Below are 25528 nucleotides of genomic sequence, written 5' to 3'. Positions count from 1 at the left end.
GGTGGGCGGGTTGGTGGACACGCTGTTGGGTCCTGAGGGAACGGGCGCGAGCCCGGTGGCCTCGGATCGCGGGACCAGGACCGCATCATCCGTGACGGGTGGTGTGGTTTTGGTGGGCCCGGTTGTTTTTTGAGAACTGCACAGTGGACGCGAGCATCTCTGGCGAGAACTCGGCTCTTTTGGGGTCGTGTTCTTGTCTGCGATTTGTTTTGATCGTTTTGTGTGTTCAAGTTTTTAAGGGCATACGGTGGATGCCTTGGCATCAGGAGCCGATGAAGGACGTGGGAGCCTGCGATATGCCTCGGGGAGTCGGCAACCAGACTTTGATCCGGGGATTTCCGAATGGGGAAACCTGGCACTCGTTATGGGGTGTCGCCGCCTGCTGAATGTATAGGCAGGTTGGTGGGAACGCGGGGAAGTGAAACATCTCAGTACCCGCAGGAAGAGAAAACAATTGTGATTCCGTGAGTAGTGGTGAGCGAAAGCGGAGGAGCCTAAACCGTGCGCGTGTGATAGCCGGCAGGCGTTGCGTGTGCGGGGTTGTGGGGTCGCCTTGATCTGGCTGCCGCCAGGTCGGAGAGTTATAAAGTATCGTGGTAGTCGAATGGTTTGGGATGGCCGACCGTAGACGGTGAGAGTCCGGTAGACGAAATTGCGGTACCTCTTGGGCGTGTCCCCGAGTAGCACGGGGCCCGTGAAATCCTGTGTGAATCTGCCACGACCACGTGGTAAGGCTGAATACTTCCTGGTGACCGATAGCGGACTAGTACCGTGAGGGAAAGGTGAAAAGTGCCCCGGTGAGGGGTCGTGAAAGAGTACCTGAAACCGTGTGCCTACAAGCCGTCAGAGCCTCCTCATGAAAGTTTCGGCTTTTGTGTTGGTGATGGCGTGCCTTTTGAAGAATGAGCCTGCGAGTTATGGTGTGTGGCGAGGTTAACCGGTGGCGGGTAGCCGTAGCGAAAGCGAGTCTGAATAGGGCGTTTTTAGTCGCATGCTGTAGACCCGAAGCGGGGTGATCTAGCCATGGGCAGGGTGAAGCGCCGGTAAGACGGTGTGGAGGCCCGAACCCACCAGGGTTGAAAACCTGGGGGATGACCTGTGGTTAGGGGTGAAAGGCCAATCAAACTCCGTGATAGCTGGTTCTCCCCGAAATGCATTTAGGTGCAGCGTCGCGTGTTTCTTGCCGGAGGTAGAGCTACTGGATGGCTGATGGGCCCTACCAGGTTACTGACGTCAGCCAAACTCCGAATGCCGGTAAGTGAGAGCGTGGCAGTGAGACTGCGGGGGATAAGCTTCGTAGTCGAGAGGGAAACAGCCCAGATCATCGGCTAAGGCCCCTAAGCGTGTGCTAAGTGGAAAAGGATGTGGAGTTGCAGTGACAACCAGGAGGTTGGCTTAGAAGCAGCCATCCTTGAAAGAGTGCGTAATAGCTCACTGGTCAAGTGATTCCGCGCCGATAATGTAGCGGGGCTCAAGCACACCGCCGAAGCCGTGGCACTCGAGCTTTTTGTTCGGGTGGGTAGGGGAGCGTCCTGCTGCCGGTGAAGCCGCCGAGTGATCGAGTGGTGGAGGCTGTGGGAGTGAGAATGCAGGCATGAGTAGCGAGTCAAGAGTGAGAAACTCTTGCGCCGGATGACCAAGGGTTCCTGGGGCAGGCTAATCCGCCCAGGGTAAGTCGGGACCTAAGGCGAGGCCGACAGGCGTAGTCGATGGACAACGGGTTGATATTCCCGTACCCGCTGGTATGCGCCAACGCTGAATCCTCTGATGCTAAGACCCTGAATCCCGGGTTGAGCCTTCGGGCTTTTTCTGGGCCTAGCGGTCGGTCCGAGGGGGTAGTAGGTGAGTGATGGGGTGACGCAGGAGGGTAGCTCAGCCCAGGCGATGGTTGTTCCTGGGGTAAGCATGTAGCCCGGTGCACAGGTAAATCCGTGTGCCATGGTGGGTGAGATGTGATGCCGAGCCGTTTTAGGTGAAGTGAGTGATCCCATGCTGTCGAGAAAAGCCTCTAGCGAGTGTATCGGCGGCCCGTACCCTAAACCGACTCAGGTGGTCAGGTAGAGAATACCAAGGCGATCGGGTGAACTGTGGTTAAGGAACTCGGCAAATTGCCCCCGTAACTTTGGGAGAAGGGGGGCCATGTCTGGTGATCGTCCTTTGCGGCGGGAGCTGGGTGTGGTCGCAGTGGCCAGGGGGAAGCGACTGTTTACTAAAAACACAGGTCCGTGCGAAGTCGTAAGACGCTGTATACGGACTGACGCCTGCCCGGTGCCGGAACGTTAAGAGGACCGGTTAGACCTTTGGGTCGAGGCTGAGAATCTAAGCGCCGGTAAACGGCGGTGGTAACTATAACCATCCTAAGGTAGCGAAATTCCTTGTCGGGTAAGTTCCGACCTGCACGAATGGCGTAACGACTTCCCCGCTGTCTCAACCACAGGCCCGGTGAAATTGCAGTACGAGTAAAGATGCTCGTTTCGCGCAGCAGGACGGAAAGACCCCGGGACCTTCACTATAGCTTGGCATTGGCGTTTGGAGCGTCTTGTGTAGGATAGGTGGGAGACTGTGAAGCCGGCACGCCAGTGTCGGTGGAGTCGTTGGTGAAATACCACTCTGGTCGTTTTGAGCGTCTAACCCGCGCCCGTGTATCCGGGTGGGGGACAGTGCCTGGTGGGTAGTTTAACTGGGGCGGTTGCCTCCTAAAGTGTAACGGAGGCGCCCAAAGGTTCCCTCAGCCTGGTTGGCAATCAGGTGGCGAGTGTAAGGGCACAAGGGAGCTTGACTGTGAGACGGACGTGTCGAGCAGGTGCGAAAGCAGGGCCTAGTGATCCGGCATCTACGTGTGGAAGTGGTGTCGCTCAACGGCTAAAAGGTACCCCGGGGATAACAGGCTGATCTTCCCCAAGAGTCCATATCGACGGGATGGTTTGGCACCTCGATGTCGGCTCGTCGCATCCTGGGGCTGGAGTAGGTCCCAAGGGTTGGGCTGTTCGCCCATTAAAGCGGCACGCGAGCTGGGTTTAGAACGTCGCGAGACAGTTCGGTCCCTATCCGCTGCGCGCGTAGGAGAATTGAGAGGGTCTGTCCCTAGTACGAGAGGACCGGGACGGACGAACCTCTGGTGTGCCAGTTGTCCCGCCAGGGGCACGGCTGGTTGGCTACGTTCGGTCGGGATAACCGCTGAAAGCATCTAAGCGGGAAGCCTTCCTCGAGATGAGTTCTCCCACCCCTTTTTTGTGGGTGTAAGGCCCCCAAGAGACGATTGGGTTGATAGGCCGGGGATGGAAGCGCGGTAACGTGTGGAGTCGACCGGTACTAATAGGCCGAGTGGCTTGAACACACATGACGTTCAATCCGAATCGCTGTGTGAGTGTGTTCGCGTCCCTGTGTGGTTCCCAGGAAACAACTGGGCGACTGCGTGTTGTTAAGTGGATACCGAGCCTGGCTCGGACGAGTCTTCCCGCACCTGCCGGATGGTTGGGTGGGTGTTGGGGTTGGTCGTTCGGTGGTTTTGGCGAGGGGGAAACACCCGGTCCCATTCCGAACCCGGAAGTTAAGCCCTTCAGCGCCGATGGTACTGCATGGGAGACTGTGTGGGAGAGTAGGACACCGCCGGACTCATATTGGTCGAGGGTCGCCCCGATTTGTGGGGCGGCCCTCGACGCATGTCGTGGTGCTGCAAAGTAGGCTGCAAGTGTCCACGGAACCACCTTCAAGAACAGTGACGGACGTGATGAGCGCGGAAGAGGACGGCCCCGGCGACGGCAACCGCGGGCGGCGGGACGATAACGGGAAGCGGAACGCGCCTGCCCGTCGTGGAGGTGGCGCTCGTGGCGGCCCGGCCGGCCCCGGCGACCGCAAGAGGAGCGGGCCGCAGGGTGGACGCGGTCGCCCTGAAGGCGGTGGCTGGAAGGGCAAGGACCGGGATGCGCGCGGTAAGCGCGATGACCGGAAACCCGGGCGCCCCTTCAAACGCTCGGACGGCCAGCGCACGGAACCCCGCGAGGGACGCTCGGACGACCGTCGGGAAGGCCGCCCCAGCGGTCCACGTGGCGAGCGCCGGGAGGGCGGTTTCACCGGGCCTCGCGGCGGTCAGGGCGGGGAGCGCCGTGAAGGACGCGGCGGCCCCGGGGGGCCTCGTGGCTCTCGACCTGGTCAGGGTGGCTCTCGTCCCGGTCAGGGTGGCTCTCGACCTGGTCAGGGTGGCGGACCGCGCCGTGAGGGGCGGCCGAGTGGACGGCCTAGCGGTGGCGGTCAGGGGGAGCGGCGGGCCGATGGAGGTCAGCGCGGCCGCTTCCCGGAGCGCGACGACCGTGGAGGACGGGACGAGCGGCGTCCCTCCGGCCGCCGCTTCGAGGGCAAGCGCGAGGGACGTCCGGGCGACCGCGACAAGCCGTTCAAGGCGCGCGGCGGGCCCAAGCGACCGCAGGACGGCGGACGCCCCTCGGGAGCGCGTCGCGACCGTCCGGAGCGGCGGAGCCGTCCGGAGGAGCGCGAGCGTCCCGCTCCCGCGCACGACGACCCGATCCTGCCCGATGACGTCACGGGCGAGGAACTGGACGCGGACGCTCGCGCCGAGCTGCGCACGCTGCCGAAGGAGCTGGCCGCGAAGGTCGCCCGGCACCTCGTGATGGCCGGGCGGCTCGCCGAGGAGGAGCCCGAGCGGGCCTACAAGCACGCGCGAGCCGCCAGGCGGCTCGGGTCGCGGGTCGGTGTCGTCCGCGAGGCGGCCGGGATCGCGGCCTACCACGCCGGCGAGTGGGCGGAAGCGCTCGCCGAGCTGCGCGCCGCGCGGCGGCTCAGTGCCGGCGACGACTCGTACCTGCCCGTGATGGCCGACTGCGAGCGCGGGCTCGGACGTCCCGAGCGCGCCCTGGACCTGATCAAGTCGGCCGAGGCCAGGCGGCTCGACCCGATGGGACGCGTCGAGCTCCGCATCGTCGAGTCGGGTGTGCGCCGCGATCTGGGGCAGCAGGACGCCGCCGTGGTGACGTTGCAGATCCCCGAGCTTCGCGACAGGCGGCTCCGGCCGTGGTCGGTGCGGCTGTTCTACGCCTACGCCGACGCGCTGGCGGAGGCGGGCCGGGAGGAGGCGTCCGACTGGTTCGCACGCGCAGCCGCGGCGGACCGGGACGGCGAGACCGACGCCGCCGAACGGTACGCCGAACTCGAGGGCCTGCACATCGTCGACACCGAGGAGGACGAACTCGGCGACGCCGTCCCCGAGCCCGGCGACTTCGAGGACACCTCCCTTTCCGAGCCCATGACCACCCCGGCGGGCGAAGTGCTCTTGGGCCAGGCAGCCGCCCAGGACGACGAGGGCGCCTCGGCTGGTGAGGCCCTCCCGGAAGCCCGCGCCGACGCGCAGGGGGAGGCCGTGCAGAGCGACGAGGGCGTTTCGGAGGACGAGGCCGTCCCGGGGCAGGAGAGCGTCAAGCCGGGCGAGGCCGGCGCGGAGGCGGGGTCGGCTACGGACATCGCGTTCACCGATGCCGGTTCCGACGTCGCGGAGGCCGCCGAGGAGGAGGCTCCGGAGGTACCCGCGGTGTTCCTGGAGCCGAAGCCCGTTGACGGGGAGCGGCCGCCGCAGGCGGAATGAGGCCACCTACTTGACTGGCGGGTAGGTTTCGCTCGATAGTCACGGGACCGCGCCGTTCGGGGGGCGCCGGGCATCGTCCGGCGGTGATCGACCCCTAGGAGCGCCATGCCCGTCGACCGACGTATGTTCCTGCGCGCCACCGCCGTCGCGGGCGGTACCGCGGCCTTCTCCGGCGCGCTGTGGCAGCAGGCCTTCGCCGCGGGTCCCGCGCAGCCCGGCCCGAGCCCGTACGGCCCGCTGCAGGCCGCGGACGCCAACGGCCTCCAGCTGCCCGAGGGATTCACCAGCCGGATCGTGGCGCGCTCGCTCAAGCGCGTCGAGGGGACGAGGTACACCTGGCATCCGGCGCCCGATGGCGGTGCGTGCTTCCCCGACGGGGACGGCTGGATCTACGTCAGCAACTCGGAGGTCCCGCTCGTGGGCGGTGTGTCCGCCCTGCGGTTCGACGCGTCGGGCAAGGTCACCTCCGCCTACCGGACTTTGAACGGCACCACGCTGAACTGCGCCGGCGGGGCGACGCCGTGGAACACGTGGCTGTCGTGCGAGGAGCACGACCTCGGCCTGGTGTGGGAGACGGACCCGCGCGGTGAGGACTCGGCCGTGGCGCGTCCGGCGATGGGCCGGTTCAAGCACGAGGCCGCGGCGTCCGACCCTGAGCGGAAGGTCGTCTACCTCACCGAGGACCAGTCCGACGGGTGCTTCTACCGGTTCCGGCCTCAGACCTGGGGCGACCTGTCGGCCGGGACGCTCGAAGTGCTGGTCGGCTCCGGGACGGGAACCGTCCAGTGGGCGAAGGTGCCCAACCCGGAGTTCTGGCTCACCGCGACCCGTGAGCAGGTGGCCGGGGCGATGCGTTTCGACGGCGGCGAAGGCTGCCACTACACGCACGGCGTCTGCTATTTCACGACCAAGGGTGACAACCGCGTGTGGGCCTATGACGCGGCGGCCGAACGTCTGGACATCGCCTACGACGACGACCTCGTCACCGAAGGCGAAGCGCCCCTGCACGGCGTCGACAACGTGACCGCCACGGCGTCGGGCGACCTCTACGTCGCCGAAGACGGCGACAACATGGAGATCAACCTCATCACCACGGACGGGATCGTCACGCCGTTCCTGCGCATCCTCGGCCACGACGAGTCGGAGATCACCGGCCCGGCCTTCACTCCCGACGGGTCGCGCTTCTACTTCTCGTCCCAGCGCGGCAAGAGCGGCTTCATCGCCGGGACGGACGGCCACACGTTCGAGGTGACCGGCCCGTTCCGCCGCTGAACCGGCCCGGGGAGGGCGTCAGGTGCCCTTGTTCAGGGCGTGCATGATGCCGGCGACGTTGCTCTCCGCGCTGTTCAGCACCTCGTACTTGGCGGCCAGGGCGGGGTCGGCGCCCTCGGCGGTGATGGCGTAGCGGTCCCTGGTGCGGTCGACGACCATCGCGACGGCGTGGTCGAGGTCGAGGCCCTGGTCGTTGGCGTCGCTGACGGCGTCCACCCAGACGCGTAGTTCTTCGGCCGACCGTCCGAGGGTGTCGTCGACGTCGGTCACCGGGCCGTAGTGCGCGAACAGCAGCCGTTGCGGGCCCAGCGACCGGAATTTTCCGATCGACGCCAGGGCGGTGCCGAGGTCGAAGTCGGGCGGCGGCGTCGCGGGCTTCACGTCCGCGGTCTCGGGGATGTAGATGCCGGCGGCGTCGCCGACGTAGAGGTCGCCGGTCTGGGAGTCCATCAGACCGACATGGTGCTTGGCGTGGCCGGGGGAGTAGTGCGACTCCAGCCGCCGCCCGCCGCCGAGGTCGACCGTGCCGGTGTCCTCGACGGAGCGGATGCGCGCCGCGTCCGTCGGCTTCAGCTCGCCGAAGAGCGTGTCGAGGGCGTCCCCGTACACCATGCGGGCACTGCGCATGAGGCGGGACGGGTCCGCCAGGTGACGCGCGCCCTTCTCGTGGACGACGACCTCCGCCCGCGGGTACATCCGCGCGATGTCGCCGACTCCTCCGGCATGGTCGAGGTGGATGTGCGTCACGACCACGCTCGCCAGGTCGTCGGGGCCGACGCCCAGCTCCCGCAGAGCCGCCTGGACCACGGGCGCCGAACCGGAGGTGCCCGGCTCCACCAGGCACGGCCGGTCGGACATGATCAGGTAGCCGGCGGTGATCCCGGAGTACCCGGCCATCCGCGTGTCGATCTCGTAGACGTCACCGCCGAGCGGCGTGATCGTGTTCGTGATGTCCATGCTCCGATCATCGTTTCCCGAGGAGGCGCAGGACGAGGCCCGTGCGGGGTTTGGGTCCGAAGGACGTGGATTTGCGAGGGACGCGCTCGCCCCCCGCGGCGACGGCCAGGACGTCGCCGACCTTGAGGGGGTTCAGGATGACGGCGGTGCCGCCGGTGCGCCGGGCGCGGGCGACGGCGGCGGACGGGTCGTCGTGCACCACCTCGATGGCGTCCTCGGTCTCGGGGACGTTCCACACGTCCCCGATGAGGAGGTGGTCGAGGACGGCGGTGTCGAGCCGTTGCCAGCGTGCCGAGTGCTCGGACGGCATGGAGCGGGGCAGCGCGTCCGCATCGGGGTCCGTGAGGAGATGAAGGGCGTCTCCCCCGCCGAGGAGGAAGGCGGGAGAGGATGCGGCGGCGAGCGCTTCGAGCGCGTCGCCCTCGTCCGGGAAGCCGGTGACGCGGAAGACCTTGCGGGCCCGTTCGACCGCATCACCCGGACGGAGATCCGGCAGGACCCGGTGGATCGCGCCCAGATGAGGCGGATACCGCGTGGAGTCGACCAGCAGCGCCAGGCCCGAGTCCCAGGGGCCCGGACCGTCGCCGGCCGCGTGATGGCGTGCCTGAAGGGCGCGGTAGGTGGCGTAGCGGTGGTGGCCGTCGGCGATGAGGGCCTGCTTGCCGTGAAGGTCCGCGGCCACGCGCGCATGCACGGCCGGGTCGGTGACGCGCCACAGCCGGTGGGTGAGCCCGTCGTCCGCACGGAACTCCATCAGCGGTTCTTCGGCCGCCGCGTCGTCGACGGCCCCGGCCGCGTCGCCGCCGCCCCCGTACAGCAGGAAGATCGGCTCCAGGTTGGCGTCGGCGGCCGTCATCAGCGCGAGCCGGTCGCGGACCGGGCCCGGGAAGACGTCCTCGTGCGGCAGCACGACCCGCTCGGATTCCGCGCGCAGCCCCACGGCGCCGATCAGGCCGCGCTGGAGGACCGTCCCGTCCCGGGACGCCTCGTAGACGTACAGGGCCGGGTCCCGGTCGATCGCGAGGGCGCCCTCGTCCAGCCAGCGGCGCAGCCGCTCGCCCGCCGTGGCGTAGCTCTCCCCGGCGGCGCGCGGGAGGTTGAGCCGGACGATGTTGTACCCGCCGCCCGCGAGCAGCCGCACGGCCGCCGCGTCGTCGATCAGGTCGTACGGGGGCATGGTCACCGACGCCAGGCCGCCCGCGACGCCGGGGACGAAGCGGACTCCGCGGAACGGCGACAGTTCCAGTCCGCGGCCCGTCCGCGGCTCCGCCGTCCCGAAGATCCGGGCGCTGAACTCCTCCGGCGGAAGGCCGGAGGGGAGGTCGTCGTCCACTCTGGGCATGCTAATCACCGTCGGGCGAGTCTCTGCGTGGCGGGTACGGTCGATAGTCCGAGGGAGGTCCCCCATGAGTCATCAAGGATCTGGATCGCCGGAGGATTCCCCCGGGGACGCTCCGGGCGAGCATGCGGCCGCCCCGGAGGGCGGGGTCTACGAGTGGTACACGCGCGGCCTGGAGCTGCTCAGGGCCGGAAGCGCCGGCGCCGCGCTGCAACTGCTGGCCAGGGCGGCCGAGGCCGAGCCGTGGTCGCACAGCATCCGCGAGGCGCTCGCCCGCGCCCAGTTCGGGACGCGGCAGTTCGGCGCGGCGGCCGAGAGCTTCGAGTCGATCGTCGCGGAGGAGCCCGCCGAGGACTACGCGCGGTTCGGCCTCGGGCTGGCGCTCAGCCGCCTGGGCGACTTCGAGGGCGCGGCCCGGCACCTGGCGCTCGCCGCCGCGATGCGCCCGGAGAACGAGGACTACGCGAAGGCGCTGCGGCACGCCAGGGCCACGCTCAAGGCCCGCCGCTGACGCGGACGCGGGCGGGTCCGAACATCTTACCGGCGGGTAACAAGTCCCCTACGATCACGGTCATGAGGAACACGATGAAGGGCAGCGACCGCCCCCTGAGCGAGGTCTACGACGTCGCCCTGCTCGATCTCGACGGGGTCGTCTACATCGGCCGCAGGCCCGTCCCCGCGGCGGCGGAGTCGCTCGCCAAGGCCCGCGCGGCGGGGCAGCGGCTGGCGTTCGTGACCAACAACGCCTCGCGGACGCCGTCCGCCGTCGCGGCGCTGCTCGGCGACGTGGGCGTCCCGGCCGAGGCGGAGGACGTGGTCACCTCGGCGCAGGCCGCGGCCCGCCTGCTCGCCGAGCGGCTCCCCGCGGGGTCGGAGGTCCTCGTCGTGGGAGGGATGGGCCTGCGCCACGCCGTGTACGCGCACGGCCTGCGCCCGGTGTCCACCGCGGCCGGGCGTCCCGCCGCCGTCGCGCAGGGCTACTACCCGGACATCGGGTACGGGCTGCTGTCGGAGGGCGCGCAGGCCGTCAGCATGGGCGCGCTGTTCGTCGGCTCCAACGGCGATTTGACCATCCCCGGCGGGGACGGGCCGCCGCACCCGGGGAACGGCTCCCTGCTCCGCGTGATCAGCTCCGCCACCGGCGTCGAGCCGATCGTCACCGGCAAGCCGGAGCGGCCGCTGCACCAGGAGTCGGTCCTGCGCACCGGCGCCCTGCGGCCGCTCGTGGTCGGCGACCGCCTCGACACCGACATCGAGGGCGCCCACAACGGGGGCGCCGACAGCCTCCTCGTGTTCACCGGCGTCACCGACCCCTTGCAGGTGCTCACGGCACCGCCGAACCGGCGCCCCACCTACCTGGCCGCCGACCTGACCGGCCTCCTCGCCGCGCACCCGGAGGTCCACCGCGAGGGCGGCGGGCACCGCTGCCGCGACTGGACCGCCCGCCGCGACGGCGCCGCCTTCACCGTCACCGGCTCCGGCGACCCCTACGACGGCCTGCGCGCCCTCGCGTCCGCCGCCTGGGAGAGCGATACGCCGGCGCCCGCGGCCGCTCTCGCAGGCGCCCTGGAAAGCCTCTCGCTCTGAACTCAGAGGAGCTTGCGCAGGCGGAGCAGGTCGAGGATGCTCGCCTCGATCTTGAGGCGGCCCGCCGCCCACGCCTTGGCCGGGTTCAGCTCGTCGTGGGACAGCGCGATGAGGTCGGCGCTGTCCACGGTCAGCCGCACCTGCGCCGCGGCGGGGTCGCCGTCGGGCTCGAACGGGTCGAGACCGCCCTGGTGGAGCCGGGTGCGGTAGGCCAGCGCGAGATCCGGGATGCGGCAGCTGATCGTCCGCTCGACCACGTGCTCGGCGAACCGGTCGGCGTCCACCTCCGCCACGCGCGCCGCGATACGGCCGAGCGCCGCCCGGCAGTCCTCCTCGTTCGCCATGCTCAGGCCGTTCCCCGTTCCTGCGACAACGATGTCGTTCAGGGACGGTAGCGTTCTGGGTGAGCGGGAAGCGACTCGTCGCGGGTGCTCAGGGCCGACTGGGAGGTAAACGTGATGTCCGACGAGGCAGCGCAGGAGCCGGGGTTCCCGGTGGAGGTCCCGGCGGAGTTCCCCGCCGCGGAGCGGGGTCCGGCCCCTGCCGAGCCGGAGTTCCCCGCGGCGCCACCGCTCGCCCCGACGGGGGACCGGCGCGTCGACGCCGTCGTGGCGCGCCTGGGCGAGCTGGGCGCGCGGCCGGTCCCCGAGCACGTGGAGATCTACGAGGACGTCCACCAGCGGCTCCAGGAGCTGCTCGCGTCCGCCGACCAGGACGACCGGCCCGAGCACCCCGAGCACCCCGGGCGGCCCGAGGCGCCCAGGGCCGCGTTCCCCGACGCCCTCCGGCCCCGCCCGTGAGCGACCGCCGAGCGGAGGTGAGGCGATGAGCAGGCGGCGGCTGGACGCGGAGCTGGTCCGGCGCGGTCTGGCGCGCTCGCGCGAGCACGCGGGGCAGCTCATCGGCGACGGGCGGGTGAAGGTCGGCGGGCAGCGGGCGGCGAAGGCCGCGACGCAGGTCGAGACCGGGGCCGCCATCCTCGTCGCCGAGGCCGCAGGCGGTCCCGAGTACGTCTCGCGCGGCGGCCACAAGCTCGCCGGCGCCCTGGCGGCGTTCGCCGGGCTGGAGCCGAAGGGCCGCGTGTGCCTGGACGCGGGCGCCTCGACCGGCGGGTTCACCGACGTCCTGCTGCGCGCGGGCGCGGCGCACGTGTACGCGGTGGACGTCGGGTACGGGCAGATCGCCTGGCCGCTGCGGACGGACGAGCGGGTCACCGTCATGGAACGGGTGAACATCCGCGAGCTGGAGCCGGGCATGCTCGGCGGCACGCCGCCGGACCTGGTCGTCGGCGACCTGTCGTTCATCTCGCTGAGACTCGTCCTCGGCCCGGTGCACGCGTGCGCGGCGCCCGGGGCCGACTACGCGATGATGGTGAAGCCCCAGTTCGAGGTCGGCAAGGACCGGGTCGGCGCGGGCGGTGTGGTGCGCGACCCCGAGCTGCGCGCCGGCGCGGTCCGGGGCGTGGCGGAGCACGCGGCGACGCTGGGCCTCGGCGTCCTCGGGGTGACGGCGAGCCCGCTGCCGGGCCCGTCGGGGAACGTGGAGTACTTCCTGTGGCTGCGCGCCGGCGCCCCGCCGCTCGACGAGGCGGACCTGGCCGCGGCCATCGCGGAGGGCCCGGAATGATCGGCGACGCACCGCAGGACCGTACAGAAGGCGTCCGAACCGGGAACGTCCCCGAGAGGGATGTTCGTCCAGACGTCTGTACGCCGTAGCGCGTCGGGGAGTGGGGCGAGGAGCATGAGCAAGAGGTCGGTGCTGGTCGTGGCGCACACCGGGCGGCCGGAGGCGGTCCGCAGCGCCCAGCTGGTCATCGAGCAGCTCGGCGAAGCCGGGATCTGCGTGCGGGTCCTGGACTCCGAGGCCGCGCAGATCGGCTGCGAGGGCGTGGACGTGATGCCCAGCACCGCGGCGGCCGCCGACGACGCCGAGGTCGTGATGGTCCTCGGCGGCGACGGGACGCTGCTGCGCGCCGCCGACCTGACCCGCACGTCCGGCACGCCGCTGCTCGGCGTCAACCTCGGCCACGTCGGGTTCCTCGCCGAGGCCGAGCGGGACGACCTCGCCGCCACCGCCGACCGGGTCGTGGCCCGGCACTACGACGTCGAGGAGCGCATGACGATCGACGTCACCGCGCGCCGCAACGGCACGGTCCTGGGCACGACGTGGGCGCTGAACGAGGCGAGCATCGAGAAGGGCGAGCGGGAGCGGATGCTGGAGGTCGTCGCCGAGATCGACGGCCGGCCGCTGTCCAACTGGGGCTGCGACGGCGTGGTGTGCGCCACACCGACCGGGTCGACGGCGTACGCGTTCTCGGCCGGCGGCCCGGTGGTGTGGCCGGAGGTCGAGGCGATGCTGGTCGTGCCGATCAGCGCGCACTCGCTGTTCGCGCGCCCGCTGGTGGTGTCGCCGCGCTCGTCGGTCGCGGTGGAGGTGCTGCCGGGCACGCCCCGCGCCGTCCTGTGGTGCGACGGGCGCCGCACCCTGGACCTGCCGCCCGGCGCGCGGGTGGAGGTCCGGCGCGGGGCCGAGCCGGTACGGCTCGCGCGGCTGCACTCCACCCCGTTCACCGACCGGCTGGTCACGAAGTTCGGGCTGCCCGTGACGGGCTGGCGGGGCCGCGTCCGCCAGCCGGCGCATCCGTCCCCGCCGCTGGCGGATTCGCAGGTCAAGGACGCCGCGGCGGCGGACGGCGGCACCGGCCGCCCGGAGCCGGCCGCCCCTCCCGGCGGCGGGCACGCGGCGCCGGACGGGGGAGCGTCCGGCGAGGAGAGGAGATAATCTCCACAGGCGCTGATCCGGGATCTTTTTGCGGAGGGTTGTGACGCTGGTGCGCCCGATGGTCGATGAGGTGCGGATACAGGGCCTCGGAGTGATCGACGAGGCCGTGCTCGATCTGTCCCAGGGGTTCAACGTCGTCACGGGCGAGACCGGGGCGGGCAAGACGATGGTGGTCACCAGCCTCGGGCTGCTGTTCGGCGGGCGCGCGGACCCGCAGCGGGTCCGGCCGGGCGCCGACCGCGCCACCGTGGAGGGGAGGATCGTCGTCGATCCGGGCGGCCGCGTGGTGGAACGCGTCGAGGAGTCCGGCGGCGACCTGGACGAGGGCGCGCTGATCGTCACCAGGTCGGTGTCCGCGGAGGGCCGTTCCCGGGCCTTCCTCGGCGGGCGTTCCGTCCCCGTGAACGTGCTGATCAACCTCGCGGACGACCTGGTCGCCGTCCACGGGCAGTCCGACCAGCAGCGGCTCCTGCAGTCGTCGCGGCAGCGGGGCGCGCTCGACCGGTACGCGGGCGGCGCGCTGACCAAGCCGATGCGCGCCTACACCAAGGCGTACCAGCGGCACCGGCAGGTCACCGCGCTGCTGGAGGAACTGACCACGCGGGCGCGCGAGCGGGCCCAGGAGGCGGACGCGCTCCGGTTCGGCCTCGAAGAGATCGAGAAGGTCGACCCCAAGGACGGCGAGGACGTCGACCTCGCCGCCGAGGAGGAGCGGCTCGGGCACGCCGACGCGCTGCGCGGCGCCGCCGACACCGCGCACGAGGCGCTGCTCGGCGACGCGGCCGCCGCGTTCGAGGCCGCGAACGTGACGAACCTGCTCGGCCAGGCCCGCAACGCGCTGGACGCCGTCCGCGAGCACGACCCGGAGCTCGCGGCCCTCGCCGACCGCCTCGCCGAGGCCGGCTACCTGGTCTCCGACGTCGGCACCGACCTCGCGTCCTACGCCGAGTCCGTGGACGCCGACCCGGCGCGGCTCGCCGCCGTCCAGGAGCGGCGTGCCGACCTGACCGGGCTGACCCGCAAGTACGGCGGCGGCGCCGGGACGGTCGCCGAGGTCCTGGAATGGGCGCGGCGGTCCGCGGCCCGGCTGACCGAGCTGGAGGGCGACGACGACCGCATCGAGGAGCTGCGGGCCGAGCACGCCGAGCTGACCGAGCGGCTCGCCGCCGAGGCGGGGGAGCTCACCGAGGTCCGCACCCGCGCCGCCGAGCGGTTCTCCGACGCCGTCACCGAGGAGCTGACCGCGCTGGCGATGCCGCACGCCCGCGTCGTGGTGTCGGTCACGCCGACCGCCGACTACGGCCCGCACGGCCTCGACGAGGTCGAGGTGCGGCTCGCCCCGCATCCCGGCGCCAAGCCGCTGCCGCTGCACAAGGGCGCCTCGGGAGGCGAGCTGTCCCGGGTGATGCTGGCGATCGAGGTCGTGTTCGCCGGCGCCGACCCGGTGCCGACGTTCGTGTTCGACGAGGTCGACGCGGGCGTCGGCGGCAAGGCCGCGGTGGAGATCGGGCGCCGGCTGGCCCGGCTGGCCCGCAACGCCCAGGTGATCGTCGTCACACACCTTCCGCAGGTCGCGGCGTTCGCCGACCAGCACCTGCTGGTGGAGAAGTCCGACGACGGCACCGTCACCAGCAGCGGCGTCACCGCCCTGGACCGGGAGGGGCGGGTGCGGGAGCTGTCGCGGATGCTCGCCGGCCTGGAGGATTCCGAGCTGGGCCGCGCCCACGCCGAGGAGCTCCTCGCGATGGCGGCCGAGGAACGGTGACCGGGCCCCGCCGCGCCCCCTGAGAACTGCAGAGCCCCTGTAGGGGGGCGACCCCCAACGTTCCCGAAAAACTACAGAGAGTGCGCGAACGGACACGCCTGGACGCTCGCCGTTTCCGGCGTTCGCACCGCTGCTCTGGCAGGATGGCAGTTGATGAACGATTCGTCACCGACCACCGAACGGCGCATCCGGCTGGCGCAGAAGCTGCCGCTGCGCGCGTTCGCGCTCGGCCGCGGCCGCGAGGACGGCCGGCCGGGGGTCAGCGCCACGGTCCGGCTCGACCGCCGCACCAAGGACCTGACCAAGCGCCTCCAGCCCGGCGACGTCGCGGTGATCGACCATGTCGACATCGACCGCGTCAGCGCCGAGGCGCTGGTGGCGTGCGAGGTCGGCGCCGTCGTCAACGTCGCCCCGAGCATCTCGGGCCGGTACCCGAACCTCGGCCCGCAGATCCTGCTGGAGGCGGGCATCCCGCTGGTGGACGACGTCGGGCCCGAGATCTTCGCCAAGCTCCAGGAGGGCGAGCAGGTCCGCGTCGAGGGCCCCGCCGTGCACCGCGGCGAGGACGTCGTCGCCAAGGGCACCGAGCAGACCCCCGAGTCGGTGGAGACGGCGCTGACCGAGGCGAAGGCGGGCCTCGCGACGCAGTTGGAGGCGTTCGTCGCCAACACGATGGAGTACGTCAAGCGCGAGCGCGACCTGCTCATCGACGGCGTCGGCGTCCCCGAGGTCGCCACGAAGCTGGGCGGGCGGCACGCGCTGATCGTGGTCCGCGGCTACCACTACCGCGAGGACATCGCGACGCTGCGGCCCTACATCCGCGAGTACCGGCCCGTGCTGATCGGGGTGGACGGCGGCGCGGACGCGCTGCTGGAGGCCGGCTACCGCCCCGACATGATCGTCGGGGACATGGACTCGGTGTCCGACGACGCCCTGACCTGCGGCGCGGAGATCGTCGTGCACGCCTACCGGGACGGCCGGGCGCCCGGCCTGAAGCGGGTGCACGAGCTCGGCCAGGAGGCGGTGACGTTCCCCGCCACCGCCACCAGCGAGGACATCGCGATGCTGCTCGCCGACGACAAGGGCGCGACGCTCATCGTCGCCGTCGGCACGCACGCCAACATGGTGGAGTTCCTCGACAAGGGCCGCGCCGGCATGGCCAGCACGTTCCTCACCCGGCTCCGGGTCGGCAGCAAGCTGGTGGACGCCAAGGGCGTCAGCAGGCTCTACCGCAGCCGGATCTCGACCTGGTCGCTGCTGTTCCTCGTCCTCGGCGCGTTCATCGCCATCGTCACCGCCGTCGCCATGTCCCCGGCGGGGGACGTCATCAGTCCCCTGCTGGCCGACCGCTGGCACGCCTTCGTCTTCTGGCTGACCGGACTCTTCACGTGATCGATTTCCGTTACCACCTCGTCTCCATCGTCGCGATCTTCCTGGCGCTGGCGCTCGGCATCGTCCTGGGCTCCACGACGCTCTCGGACTCGGTGAGCGACACCCTGCGGCAGCAGGCGAACCAGGCGGCCAAGACCGCCCAGCAGGCCCGCGACCAGCAACGGCAGCTCCAGCAGCGTTCGAACGGCCAGGAGCAGTTCGCGAGCGTGCTGTCCCCGCAGATCGTCGAGAACCGCCTCAAGGGCCAGTCCGTGGTGATGGTCGAGACGCCGGGCGCGGGCAACGACAGCATCGAGCAGCTCAGCGAGCTGGCCAGGAGCGCGGGCGCCGCCGTCACCGGCCGCGTCACGATCCAGAAGAAGCTCCTGGACGACGACCAGCAGGCCACCGTCGACGAGCTGGCCACGCAGCTGAAGGCCGACGACGTCGAGTTCCCCGGCAACGCGAGCGCCTTCGAGAAGGCGGGCGCGGTGCTGGCCGACGCCCTGGTCACCAAGGACCCCGCCGAGTCCGGCCGCGAGGACGCCGCCGGCGGCGCCGTCCTGAACGGCTTCAAGGAGGCCGGGTACATCACCGCCAGCGGCAAGCCCGGCCAGCACGCGACGCTCGCCGTGCTGGTCTCGCCCGCCACCCCGTACGCGCACGAGGGCGGCGGCGACGACAACGACGCCCTGATCTCGCTGGCCTCCGCACTCGACGCCGCCGGGCGCGGTACGGTCGTCGGTGGCCCCTCGACCTCCGCGCAGGAGGGCGGGCTGATCGCGGCGCTTCGCGACTCCGACGCCGAGGAGTCGGTCTCCACCGTCGACGTGGTGGACACCCCCTCCGGGCAGGTGGTGGCGATCCTGGCGCTGCAGAACGAGATGAGCGGCAAGACCGGGCAGTACGGGACGGGCGCCGGTGTGGGCGGCTACCTGCCCTCGCCCGCGCCGACGGCGGGGAAGAACGGGTGACCTGATGAAGCGACGCATCGCCTCCGGTACGTCGAGGACGGCACGGCTGCTGGCGGGCGCGGGACTCGGCGCCGTGGCCGGGCGCGCCGCCTACGCCGCGTTGACGCGCGATCCCCCCGGGGTGAACGGCGTGCCGGGCGCGGAGGTGTGGGGCCGTACCAACCACCGCGGCGAGCCGGTGACGCTGCTGGAGGGGCCCGCCGTCGTCGCGGGCGCCGCCGCGGGCGGGCTGCTGGCGCCCGGCGTCCAGGGCCGGATGCGCGCCGCCGCGCTGCTCGCGGGCGTCGGGTCCGGGCTGCTCGGCGGCTACGACGACCTGGCGGGCTCGGCCTCGTCCCGCGGCTTCAAGGGCCATCTGACCGCGCTGGCGCGCGGCGAGGTCACCAGCGGCGCGGTGAAGATCCTCGGCATCGGCGCGACCGGGCTCGCCGCCGCCGCCGTCGCCGGGTCGCCCGCACCGTCCCGGACGGGCCGCGCGTTCGACGCCCTCGTCAACGGCGCGATCATCGCCGGGTCCGCGAACCTGATGAACCTGTTCGACCTGCGTCCGGGACGCGCGATCAAGGTCGGCGTCATCACCGGCACTCCGCTGGCGCTGGCACGGCCGTCCTCCGCCGTCGTGGCCGCGCCGCTGGGCGCCGCCGCCGCGCTGCTGCCCGAGGACCTCGCCGAGCGCGCGATGCTCGGCGACACCGGCTCCAACGCGCTCGGCGCGCTGCTCGGGCTGGCCGCCACCCGCCTCGGCCGCGGGCCCCGGCTGGCCGTGCTGACCGGGCTCGCCGGACTGAACGCCGCCAGCGAGTTCGTCAGCTTCACCAAGGTCATCGCGGGCAGCCCCGCGCTGAACCGGATCGACATGCTCGGCCGCCGGCCCGCCGCCGTGCCGGTCCCCGCGCAGGCCCGCTCCGGCGCGTCGGAGAAACCGGACATGGAGGACGCCTTCCGCCCGACCGTCCCGCCGCAGACCGGCCCCGCGGGCAACGGCGTCCCCGCCGACCCCGCCTAGACCGCACCGGACGACCACACCCCCCGCAGACTCCACGAGCGTGCCACCGACAACTCTCCGCCGCCTGACCGGCGGCCTCGCCGGCGCAGCCGTCGTCATCGCCGTCATCACGGTCCTGGCGCGGCTGGCCGGATTCGGGCGCACCTACACGTTCTCGCAGACGGTCACCACGTCCTGCCTCAGCCAGGCGTACTTCACCTCCACGCAGTTCCCCTTCATCGTCTACGAGATCGTCGCGGGCGGCGCCCTGACCGCGATGGTCGTGCCGGTGCTGGCCGGGGCCGCCGAGCGCGGCGACCGCGAGCAGGTCCGGCGCATCGGGTCGGCGCTGCTGACCTGGATCGTCGTGCTGATGGTGCCGCTGTCGGCGCTGATGGCGCTCGGCGCCCGCCCGATCATGGAGCTGCTGGTGGGCGGCGACCTGGCGGGCTGCTCGCGCGACGACATCGTGGACGTCGGCTCCTCGATGCTCGCGGTCATGTCGCTGCAGCTGGTGATGTACGGCGTGGCGGTCGTCCTGTACGGGGTGCTGCAGTCGCACCGCCGGTTCGTGGCGCCCGCGCTGGCGCCGCTGATGTCGAGCCTCGTGGTGATCGGCGCCTACGCCGTGTACGCCCCGCTCGGCCGCGGTCACGAGAACGACCTGGCCGGCCTACCGCTGAGCGCGGAGCTGGCGCTGTCGGCGGGGACGGCGCTCGGCGGGGTCGCGATGGCGGCGACCGCCGTGATCGCGGCGTGGCGGCTGCGGCTCCGGCTGCGGCCGACGCTGCGCTTCCCGGACGGGGTGGCGCGGCGGGTGCGGCGGCTCGCGGCCGCCGGCCTGGCCACGGTCGCCGCGCAGCAGCTGTCGGCGCTGCTGGTGGTGCGGCTCAGCTACGAGGGCACGGGCGGCGCGCTCGCCAACTACCAGTACGCGTGGGCGATCTACCTGCTGCCGTGGGCGATCCTGGTCGTGCCGATCGCCACCAGCGCGTTCCCGGCGCTGTCGGCGCGGATGAGCGCGGGGGAGCGGGAGCGGTTCGACCAGGTCACCGCGTCCACCACCCGCGCGGTCGTGCTGGTGTCGTGCGCGGGCGCCGCGGTGCTGGCCGCGGTCGCCGTGCCGATCGCGGCGGTGTTCAACCCCGGCCTTCCCGAGCAGCAGGAGGTGCTGTCGCGCGCGGTGCTCGCGTTCGCGCCCGGCCTGGTCGGCTACGGGCTCGTCGCGCACCTCGGACGCGTCCTGTACGCGTGCCACCGGGGGCGGATGGGCGCCGCGGCGGTCGTGACGGGCTGGGTGGTCGTGATGGCCGCCGACGTCGCGCTCGTGCTGACGGTCGACCGGGAGTGGGTGGTCGCGGCGCTCGGCGTCGGCAACGCGACCGGGATGACCGTGGCCGGCGTGCTGCTGCTGGTCACGCTCGTCCGCGCCCGGGGCGCCGCGTCCGTGGCCGGGATAGCGCGCGCTCTGGCCGCCGGGCTCGGCGGCGGCGCCGCGGGGGGCGCCGCCGGGTACGCGGCGGCCGCGCTGCTCGGGACGGGCGGCGAGCTGCGCAGCGCCGGCGTCGGCGCGCTGGCGGCGCTCGCCGCCGGCGCGGTGTTCCTCCTCGTCGCATTCGTGATCGACGGCCGGGATCTGCGGGCCGTCCTCAGCCGGAAGGTCACCCGCAATGACTGAGAACAAGGAACCCCGCTCCACCCGGGGGCGGGCCCCCGGACCCGGCGAACGCTCCGCGTTCGATCTGGAGGGGCTGCGCGTCGCGCTGGTCCTCGGCACCAGCGCGGGCGGCGTCGGCAGGCACGTCCGGTCCGTCGCGGCCGGCCTGGCCGAGCGCGGCGCACGCGTCCTGGTGTGCGGACCCGCCTCGACCGAGGAGCTGTTCGGGTTCACCGGGAGCGGCGTGCGCTTCGCGGAGGTCGACCTCGCCGACCGGCCCCGCCCGCTGAACGACGCCAAGGCCGTCGCCCGGCTCCGCTCGCTCCTGCGCGGGGCCGGGGTCGTCCACGCCCACGGGCTCCGCGCCGGAGCCCTCGCCGTCGCGGCGTGCGCGCGGGTCGCGCCGGAACCGCTGCGGTTCTCGCGGGGCGCGGCGCCGCTGGTCGTCACCCTGCACAACGCCGTCATCGCCGGCGGGCGGACGGCCGCCGTCTACGGGACGCTGGAACGCGTCGTGGCGCGCGGCGCCGCCCGCGTCCTCGGCGTCTCGCCCGACCTGGAGGAGCGGATGCGGTCCCTGGGCGCCCGGTCGGTGGGGCACGCGATCGTCCCCGCGCCCGCGCCGCAGGCGCCGCCGGGCCCGGCCGTCCGCGCCGACCTGCGCGCCGAGCTGGGCGTGGGGGAGCGCCCCCTGGTCGTCACGGTGGGCCGGCTTGCCGAGCAGAAGGGGCTGCCGACGCTGCTGGACGCCGCGCGGGACTGGGCCGGCCGCACCCCGCCGCCGCTCGTCGCGATCGCCGGGGACGGCCCGCTGGAGGACGAGTTGCGCGCCCGCATCGAGGCCGAGGAACTGCCGGTCCGGCTGCTCGGGCGCCGTTCCGACGTCCCCGCGCTCCTGGCCGCGTCCGACGTGGCCGTCGTCCCGAGCGTGTGGGAGGGACAGCCGCTGATCGTCCAGGAGATCCTGCGGGCGGGGCTGCCGCTCGTCGCCACCCGCGTCGGCGGGATCCCCGGCCTGGTCGGCGCGGGCGGGCGGACGGCGGACGGCGCCCCCGCCACCGGGAACGGCGGCCCGCTGCTGCACGGCCCCGAGAGCGAGGCGGCGCTGCTGGTCCCTCCGGGCGACGCGGGAGCGCTGGAACGCGCGGTGAGCCGCGTCCTGGACGACCCGGCGCTCGCGGCGCGGCTCGGGTCCGCCGCCGCGCAGCGGGCGGCCATGCTGCCGGACGAGAACGACGCCGTCGAGCAGCTCGCCGACCTGTACCGGGAGCTGGCGGACGCCCGCCGCTGAGCTGAGGGTGGAGGGTGAGGGACCTTAGACGCCACCCCTTGCGGTCCGGTTCGGAAGATGCGCCGAAAGTTCGGATGCGAGGGAACCGCCCTGGTGGGGCGTGCGTTGAAGGAGGCGTGGAGGGGAGTATCCCCGCGCACGGTTCCCGTCAATACGGTCGGTCCAATACCGGCCCGGGGCCGCGGCCCTCGCTCATGAAGGGCGGGAGAGACCTCCAGCGCTCGTTCGTGTCCGCTGGAGGTACACGTTGTCCGTCTCCCCCCTGGTGTGGACCCTGACCATCGCAGGGATCCTCGTCATCATCGCCACCGACCTCTTCCTCATCCACAGGAACGACACGCGGGAGTTCAGCACGCGGCGCGCCGCGTTCTGGTCGACGATCTACATCGGTCTCGCCGTGGTCTTCGGCATCGGCGTCTGGATCTTCTCCGGAGCGCAGTACGCCGGTGAGTACTTCGGCGGCTTCGTCACCGAGAAGAGCCTCAGCGTCGACAACCTCTTCGTGTTCATGGTGATCCTGACCCGGTTCGCCGTGCCGAAGCACGCCCAGCACACGGTGCTGATGGCGGGCATCGTCATCGCGCTGGTGCTGCGCGGCCTCTTCATCGCGGTCGGCGCCGCCGCCATCTCGACGTTCACCTGGGTCTTCTTCATCTTCGGCGTGTTCCTCCTCTGGACCGCCTACGGGATGGTCCGCAGCGGGGACGACGACGAGGTCAACGAGAACGCGCTGCTGCGGTGGTCCAAGCGGGTCATCCCGACGTCCGACGAGTACGACGGCACGAAGTTCGTCACCCGGCAGAACGGCGCCCGGATGCTCACCCCGATGGCCATCGTCATGATCGCCATCGGCTCCACCGACGTGCTGTTCGCGGTGGACTCCATCCCGGCGATCTTCGGGCTGACGACCGAGCCGTACCTGGTCTTCACCGCCAACGCGTTCGCGCTGATGGGGCTGGTCCAGCTCTACTTCCTGCTCGGCGGCCTCACCGACCGGCTCGTCTACCTCTCGCACGGCCTGGCGTTCATCCTCGGCTTCATCGGGGTCAAGCTGATCCTCCACGCGCTGCACGAGTACGGTGCCGCGTGGGCGCCCGAGGTGCCGATCTGGCTGTCCCTGTCGGTGATCGCCGGCACGCTCGTCGCGACCACCGTCGCCAGCCTGGCCGTCGGCCGCAAGGCCGATGACCAGGGGCCGGGCGAGCCGCCCCGGGAAGCGCCCGTGGACGCGCCCGCCGACGAGACCGGCACCGCGGCGACGCGCGAAGGCTGAGTGCCGCGCCCTCTGGACCACAGCACCGAATCCTGTTCTAGAATCGCTGTCAAAAGCGGCTGAGAGAGGGTTCACGCATGGCCATCGGGCTGACCGAGGAGCACGAGGCGCTCGCCGATTCGGTGCGCGGCTTCGCCGAGCGCAACATTCCGGTGACGGCCGTCCGGGCCGCGCTGGAGGCGGACGAGGAGACCAGGCCCGGGTTCTGGCCCGCACTGGCCGAACAGGGCCTGCTCGGGCTGCACCTGGACGAGGAGCACGGAGGCCAGGGCTACGGCCTCCTGGAGCTGTCGGTCGTGCTGGAGGAGCTGGGCCGCGCCGCCGCGCCCGGCCCGTTCCTGCCGACCGTGTTCGCGAGCGCCGTCGTCGACGCGTCCAGCAACGCCAAGGTGCGGGCGGAGCTGCTGCCCGGCCTGGCCGACGGATCCAGGACGGGCGCCGTCGCGCTCGACGGGAACCTGACCGGCCGCCGGGACGGCGGCTCCCTCGTCGTCTCCGGGACGTCCGCGACGGTCCTCGGCGCCGCGCTCGCCGACGTGATCGTCCTGCCGGTCGCCGACGGGGACGGCGAGCAGTGGGTCGCGGTCGACGCCGCCGACGTCACCGTCACCCCGGTCGAGAGCCTCGACCGGGTCCGCCGCGTCGCCTCCGTGGAGGTGACCGGCCTCGCCGTCGCCGCGGACCGCGTCCTGGACGGCCTCACCGCCGCCCGCGTCAAGGACCTCGCCGCGGCGCTGTTCGGCGCCGAGACGGCCGGGCTCGCCGGCTGGCTGGTGACGACCGCCGCCGAGTACGCCAAGGTCCGCGAGCAGTTCGGCCGCCCGATCGGGCAGTTCCAGGGCGTCAAGCACAAGGCGGCGGGCAGCCTCATCGCATTGGAGCAGGCCCGCGCCGCCGCCTGGGACGCCTCCCGCGCCCTGGACGAGGGCACGGAGGAGGCCGGGTTCGCCGCCGCGGTGTCGGCCGTCATCGCGCTGGACGCGGGCGTGCAGACCGCCCGCGACGCCATCCAGATCCTCGGCGGGATCGGCTTCACCTGGGAGCACGACGCGCACGTCTACCTGCGCCGCGCCCTGACGCTCCGGTCGCTGCTCGGCCCGGCCAAGGAGTGGGCCGCCAAGGTGGCGGAGCTCGCGCTGGACGGCCGCCGCCGCGAGGTCGTCCTGGAGCTGGACGAGGACGCCCGGCCGATCCGCGAGCGGATCCGCGCCGAGGTCGCCGAGCTGGCCGGCATCGAGGACAAGGAGGAACTGCACGCGAAGCTGGGCGACGAGGGCTGGAGCGTCCCGCACTTCCCGAAGCCGTGGGGACGCGAGGCCGGCCCGGTCGAGCAGATCCTCATCCAGCAGGAGCTGAAGGCGGCCAAGGTCAAGGCCCCGAACCTGGGCATCGGCGCCTGGCTGGTGCCGTCACTCGTCCGCTACGGCACCGACGAGCAGAAGGAGAGGTTCCTCCGGCCGACGCTGCGCGGGCAGATCGCGTGGTGCCAGCTGTTCTCCGAGCCGGGCGCCGGTTCCGACCTCGCGTCGCTGTCGATGAAGGCCGAGCGCGTCGAGGGCGGCTGGAGGCTCACGGGCCAGAAGATCTGGACGTCGCTCGCCCACTACGCCCAGTGGGGCTTCTGCATCGCCCGCACCGACCCCGACGCCCCCAAGCACGACGGGATCACCTACTTCCTGGTGGACATGAAGTCCGAGGGCGTGGACGTCCGGCCCCTCAAGGAGCTGACCGGCGAGGCCATCTTCAACGAGGTGTTCCTCGACGGCGTGTTCGTTCCCGACGACCGCGTGGTCGGCGAGGTGAACAAGGGCTGGCAGGTCACGCGCAACACGCTGTCCAACGAGCGGGTGTCGCTGTCGACCGGCGGCGGCCTCGGCATGGGCGTCCCCGAGCTGCTGAGGTTCTTCAAGGGCCGGGAGCTGGACGCGATCGCCGCCGCCGAGGTCGGCGAGCTCGTCGCCCGGGGCCAGTCGATCGACCTGCTCGGCCTGCGCACCACGCTCAAGCAGCTGAACGGCGTGGAGCCGGGCGCGGAGGCCAGCGTCCGCAAGCTCCTCGGCGTCCAGTTCAACCAGAACGTCGCCGACCACTGCTGGGCGGCGCAGGGCACCGCGGCGGTCACCGAGGTGCCGATGGCCGAGAGCGGCATCGTCGCGCGCGCCATGCTGTTCAGCCGCGCGATGACGATCTACGGCGGCACCACCGAGGTGCAGCTCAACATCATCGGCGAGCGCCTCCTCGGCCTTCCCCGCGACCCGGAGCCCGGCAGGTGACGGGCGCCTGCGCGGACTAGCGAGGACGGAAGGTGTAGGTGACGTTGATGAGGACGATTCCGGCCATCACGACGAACAGCCCCGGGAGGCCGGCGTTGACGACGCCGATCGCGCTCAGCGGGATCGCGGCCAGCAGCGACAGCACCGCCATGGCCAGGCCGTGATAGCGGTCGCCGCGCTCCGGCGCCCCGGCCGGACGTGCCCGGGGGCGGGGCGCGGCGCCGGAGCGCGCTTCGAGCGTCTCCTGGATGCGGTCGACGACGGTCTCGATGAAGGCGTCGTCGTACTCCGGTCCCAGCTCGCGGCGGGCCGCCATGGCCGCCGTGAGGTCGTCGCGGGGGAGTCGTGGGGTCGTCATGTTCCGGTTATAGGCAACGGCTTCCGCCCGGCGCCTCACCCGGCGGGGC

18 protein-coding genes, 2 rRNA genes and 1 pseudogene are annotated in these 25528 nt (G+C 71.7%); 17 read left to right on the top strand and 4 right to left on the bottom strand.

Going from position 1 to position 25528, the window contains the following annotated elements:
- Positions 1-224: 224 nt before the first annotated feature.
- The 4 genes from E1281_RS07045 (at position 225) to E1281_RS07030 (ending at position 6868) form a co-directional block, all read left to right on the top strand.
- Positions 225-3337: ribosomal RNA gene (locus E1281_RS07045) — 23S ribosomal RNA — on the top strand.
- A gap of 161 nt (positions 3338-3498) precedes the next feature.
- Positions 3499-3615: ribosomal RNA gene (gene rrf, locus E1281_RS07040) — 5S ribosomal RNA — on the top strand.
- 1012 nt (positions 3616-4627) lie between these two features.
- Positions 4628-5596 (top strand): hypothetical protein, encoded by a 969-nt coding sequence (locus tag E1281_RS07035; protein WP_243716675.1) that lies wholly within the window; start codon positions 4628-4630, stop codon positions 5594-5596.
- 105 nt (positions 5597-5701) lie between these two features.
- The gene (locus E1281_RS07030; RefSeq protein ID WP_131876330.1) at positions 5702-6868 is read left to right on the top strand and encodes an alkaline phosphatase PhoX; all 1167 of its coding nucleotides are present in this window, start codon (positions 5702-5704) and stop codon (positions 6866-6868) included.
- An 18-nt stretch (positions 6869-6886) separates the two neighbouring features.
- Here E1281_RS07030 and E1281_RS07025 read toward each other — a convergent pair whose 3' ends face one another.
- On the bottom strand, positions 6887-7825 hold the full coding sequence (locus E1281_RS07025; protein ID WP_131876329.1) for an MBL fold metallo-hydrolase: 939 nt from the start codon (positions 7823-7825) through the stop codon (positions 6887-6889).
- A gap of 7 nt (positions 7826-7832) precedes the next feature.
- Complete coding sequence (locus E1281_RS07020; protein WP_131876328.1) at positions 7833-9167, bottom strand: DUF1015 domain-containing protein; 1335 nt, start codon at positions 9165-9167, stop codon at positions 7833-7835.
- A 64-nt stretch (positions 9168-9231) separates the two neighbouring features.
- Between E1281_RS07020 and E1281_RS07015 the strand changes: the two genes are divergently transcribed.
- Positions 9232-9675 (top strand): tetratricopeptide repeat protein, encoded by a 444-nt coding sequence (locus E1281_RS07015; RefSeq protein WP_131876327.1) that lies wholly within the window; start codon positions 9232-9234, stop codon positions 9673-9675.
- Between the two features lie 74 nt (positions 9676-9749).
- Entirely contained in the window at positions 9750-10751 is a 1002-nt protein-coding gene (locus tag E1281_RS07010; RefSeq protein ID WP_131876336.1) for an HAD-IIA family hydrolase, read from the top strand.
- A gap of 2 nt (positions 10752-10753) precedes the next feature.
- Here E1281_RS07010 and E1281_RS07005 read toward each other — a convergent pair whose 3' ends face one another.
- On the bottom strand, positions 10754-11095 hold the full coding sequence (locus tag E1281_RS07005; RefSeq protein WP_131876326.1) for an SCP2 sterol-binding domain-containing protein: 342 nt from the start codon (positions 11093-11095) through the stop codon (positions 10754-10756).
- A 114-nt stretch (positions 11096-11209) separates the two neighbouring features.
- Between E1281_RS07005 and E1281_RS07000 the strand changes: the two genes are divergently transcribed.
- The 11 genes and pseudogenes from E1281_RS07000 to E1281_RS06950 all read left to right on the top strand — a co-directional run bounded on the left by E1281_RS07000 (position 11210) and on the right by E1281_RS06950 (position 25121).
- Positions 11210-11551 (top strand): hypothetical protein, encoded by a 342-nt coding sequence (locus E1281_RS07000; RefSeq protein ID WP_131876325.1) that lies wholly within the window; start codon positions 11210-11212, stop codon positions 11549-11551.
- 25 nt (positions 11552-11576) lie between these two features.
- Entirely contained in the window at positions 11577-12377 is an 801-nt protein-coding gene (locus E1281_RS06995; protein ID WP_131876324.1) for a TlyA family RNA methyltransferase, read from the top strand.
- A gap of 114 nt (positions 12378-12491) precedes the next feature.
- Positions 12492-13373 (top strand): annotated as a pseudogene (locus E1281_RS06990) (NAD kinase); the annotation flags it as partial.
- A gap of 217 nt (positions 13374-13590) precedes the next feature.
- Entirely contained in the window at positions 13591-15297 is a 1707-nt protein-coding gene (gene recN, locus E1281_RS06985; protein ID WP_131876322.1) for a DNA repair protein RecN, read from the top strand.
- A gap of 153 nt (positions 15298-15450) precedes the next feature.
- Positions 15451-16689, top strand: coding sequence for a putative cytokinetic ring protein SteA (steA, locus tag E1281_RS06980; protein ID WP_131876321.1), 1239 nt, complete (start codon positions 15451-15453; stop codon positions 16687-16689).
- Complete coding sequence (locus tag E1281_RS06975; RefSeq protein WP_131876320.1) at positions 16686-17642, top strand: copper transporter; 957 nt, start codon at positions 16686-16688, stop codon at positions 17640-17642. The genes steA and E1281_RS06975 overlap by 4 nt, the downstream gene beginning before the upstream one ends.
- Before the next feature lie 4 nt (positions 17643-17646).
- Positions 17647-18648, top strand: a complete 1002-nt coding sequence (locus E1281_RS06970; protein WP_243716673.1) for a hypothetical protein — start codon at positions 17647-17649, stop codon at positions 18646-18648.
- Between the two features lie 40 nt (positions 18649-18688).
- Positions 18689-20305 (top strand): lipid II flippase MurJ, encoded by a 1617-nt coding sequence (locus tag E1281_RS06965; protein WP_131876319.1) that lies wholly within the window; start codon positions 18689-18691, stop codon positions 20303-20305.
- A gap of 73 nt (positions 20306-20378) precedes the next feature.
- Positions 20379-21575 carry a glycosyltransferase family 4 protein gene (locus E1281_RS06960; protein ID WP_131876335.1) on the top strand — a complete coding sequence of 399 codons (1197 nt, stop codon included), beginning with the start codon at positions 20379-20381 and terminating at the stop codon, positions 21573-21575.
- A gap of 247 nt (positions 21576-21822) precedes the next feature.
- Positions 21823-22848 (top strand): TerC family protein, encoded by a 1026-nt coding sequence (locus E1281_RS06955; protein WP_131876318.1) that lies wholly within the window; start codon positions 21823-21825, stop codon positions 22846-22848.
- A 77-nt stretch (positions 22849-22925) separates the two neighbouring features.
- Complete coding sequence (locus E1281_RS06950; protein WP_131876317.1) at positions 22926-25121, top strand: acyl-CoA dehydrogenase; 2196 nt, start codon at positions 22926-22928, stop codon at positions 25119-25121.
- A 16-nt stretch (positions 25122-25137) separates the two neighbouring features.
- Here the strand turns inward: E1281_RS06950 and E1281_RS06945 are convergent, their stop codons facing one another.
- Positions 25138-25479: a hypothetical protein gene (locus E1281_RS06945; protein ID WP_131876316.1), complete on the bottom strand. Its 342-nt coding sequence runs from the start codon at positions 25477-25479 to the stop codon at positions 25138-25140.
- Between the last annotated feature and the right edge of the window lie 49 nt (positions 25480-25528).

This window comes from Actinomadura sp. KC345 (assembly GCF_004348515.1).
Lineage (GTDB): Bacteria > Actinomycetota > Actinomycetes > Streptosporangiales > Streptosporangiaceae > Spirillospora.
This window is presented reverse-complemented; position numbering and strand designations above follow the sequence as displayed.

What these genes read in the sequence shown, in the direction of transcription:
- E1281_RS07035 (WP_243716675.1), top strand. Translation starts at nt 4,628, where the DNA reads ATGGCCGGGCGGCTCGCCGAGGAGGAGCCCGAGCGGGCCTACAAGCAC.
- E1281_RS07030 (WP_131876330.1), top strand. Translation starts at nt 5,702, where the DNA reads ATGCCCGTCGACCGACGTATGTTCCTGCGCGCCACCGCCGTCGCGGGC.
- E1281_RS07025 (WP_131876329.1), bottom strand. Translation starts at nt 7,825, where the DNA reads ATGGACATCACGAACACGATCACGCCGCTCGGCGGTGACGTCTACGAG.
- E1281_RS07020 (WP_131876328.1), bottom strand. Translation starts at nt 9,167, where the DNA reads ATGCCCAGAGTGGACGACGACCTCCCCTCCGGCCTTCCGCCGGAGGAG.
- E1281_RS07015 (WP_131876327.1), top strand. Translation starts at nt 9,232, where the DNA reads ATGAGTCATCAAGGATCTGGATCGCCGGAGGATTCCCCCGGGGACGCT.
- E1281_RS07010 (WP_131876336.1), top strand. Translation starts at nt 9,750, where the DNA reads ATGAAGGGCAGCGACCGCCCCCTGAGCGAGGTCTACGACGTCGCCCTG.
- E1281_RS07005 (WP_131876326.1), bottom strand. Translation starts at nt 11,095, where the DNA reads ATGGCGAACGAGGAGGACTGCCGGGCGGCGCTCGGCCGTATCGCGGCG.
- E1281_RS07000 (WP_131876325.1), top strand. Translation starts at nt 11,210, where the DNA reads ATGTCCGACGAGGCAGCGCAGGAGCCGGGGTTCCCGGTGGAGGTCCCG.
- E1281_RS06995 (WP_131876324.1), top strand. Translation starts at nt 11,577, where the DNA reads ATGAGCAGGCGGCGGCTGGACGCGGAGCTGGTCCGGCGCGGTCTGGCG.
- recN (WP_131876322.1), top strand. Translation starts at nt 13,591, where the DNA reads ATGGTCGATGAGGTGCGGATACAGGGCCTCGGAGTGATCGACGAGGCC.
- steA (WP_131876321.1), top strand. Translation starts at nt 15,451, where the DNA reads ATGAACGATTCGTCACCGACCACCGAACGGCGCATCCGGCTGGCGCAG.
- E1281_RS06970 (WP_243716673.1), top strand. Translation starts at nt 17,647, where the DNA reads ATGAAGCGACGCATCGCCTCCGGTACGTCGAGGACGGCACGGCTGCTG.
- E1281_RS06950 (WP_131876317.1), top strand. Translation starts at nt 22,926, where the DNA reads ATGGCCATCGGGCTGACCGAGGAGCACGAGGCGCTCGCCGATTCGGTG.
- E1281_RS06945 (WP_131876316.1), bottom strand. Translation starts at nt 25,479, where the DNA reads ATGACGACCCCACGACTCCCCCGCGACGACCTCACGGCGGCCATGGCG.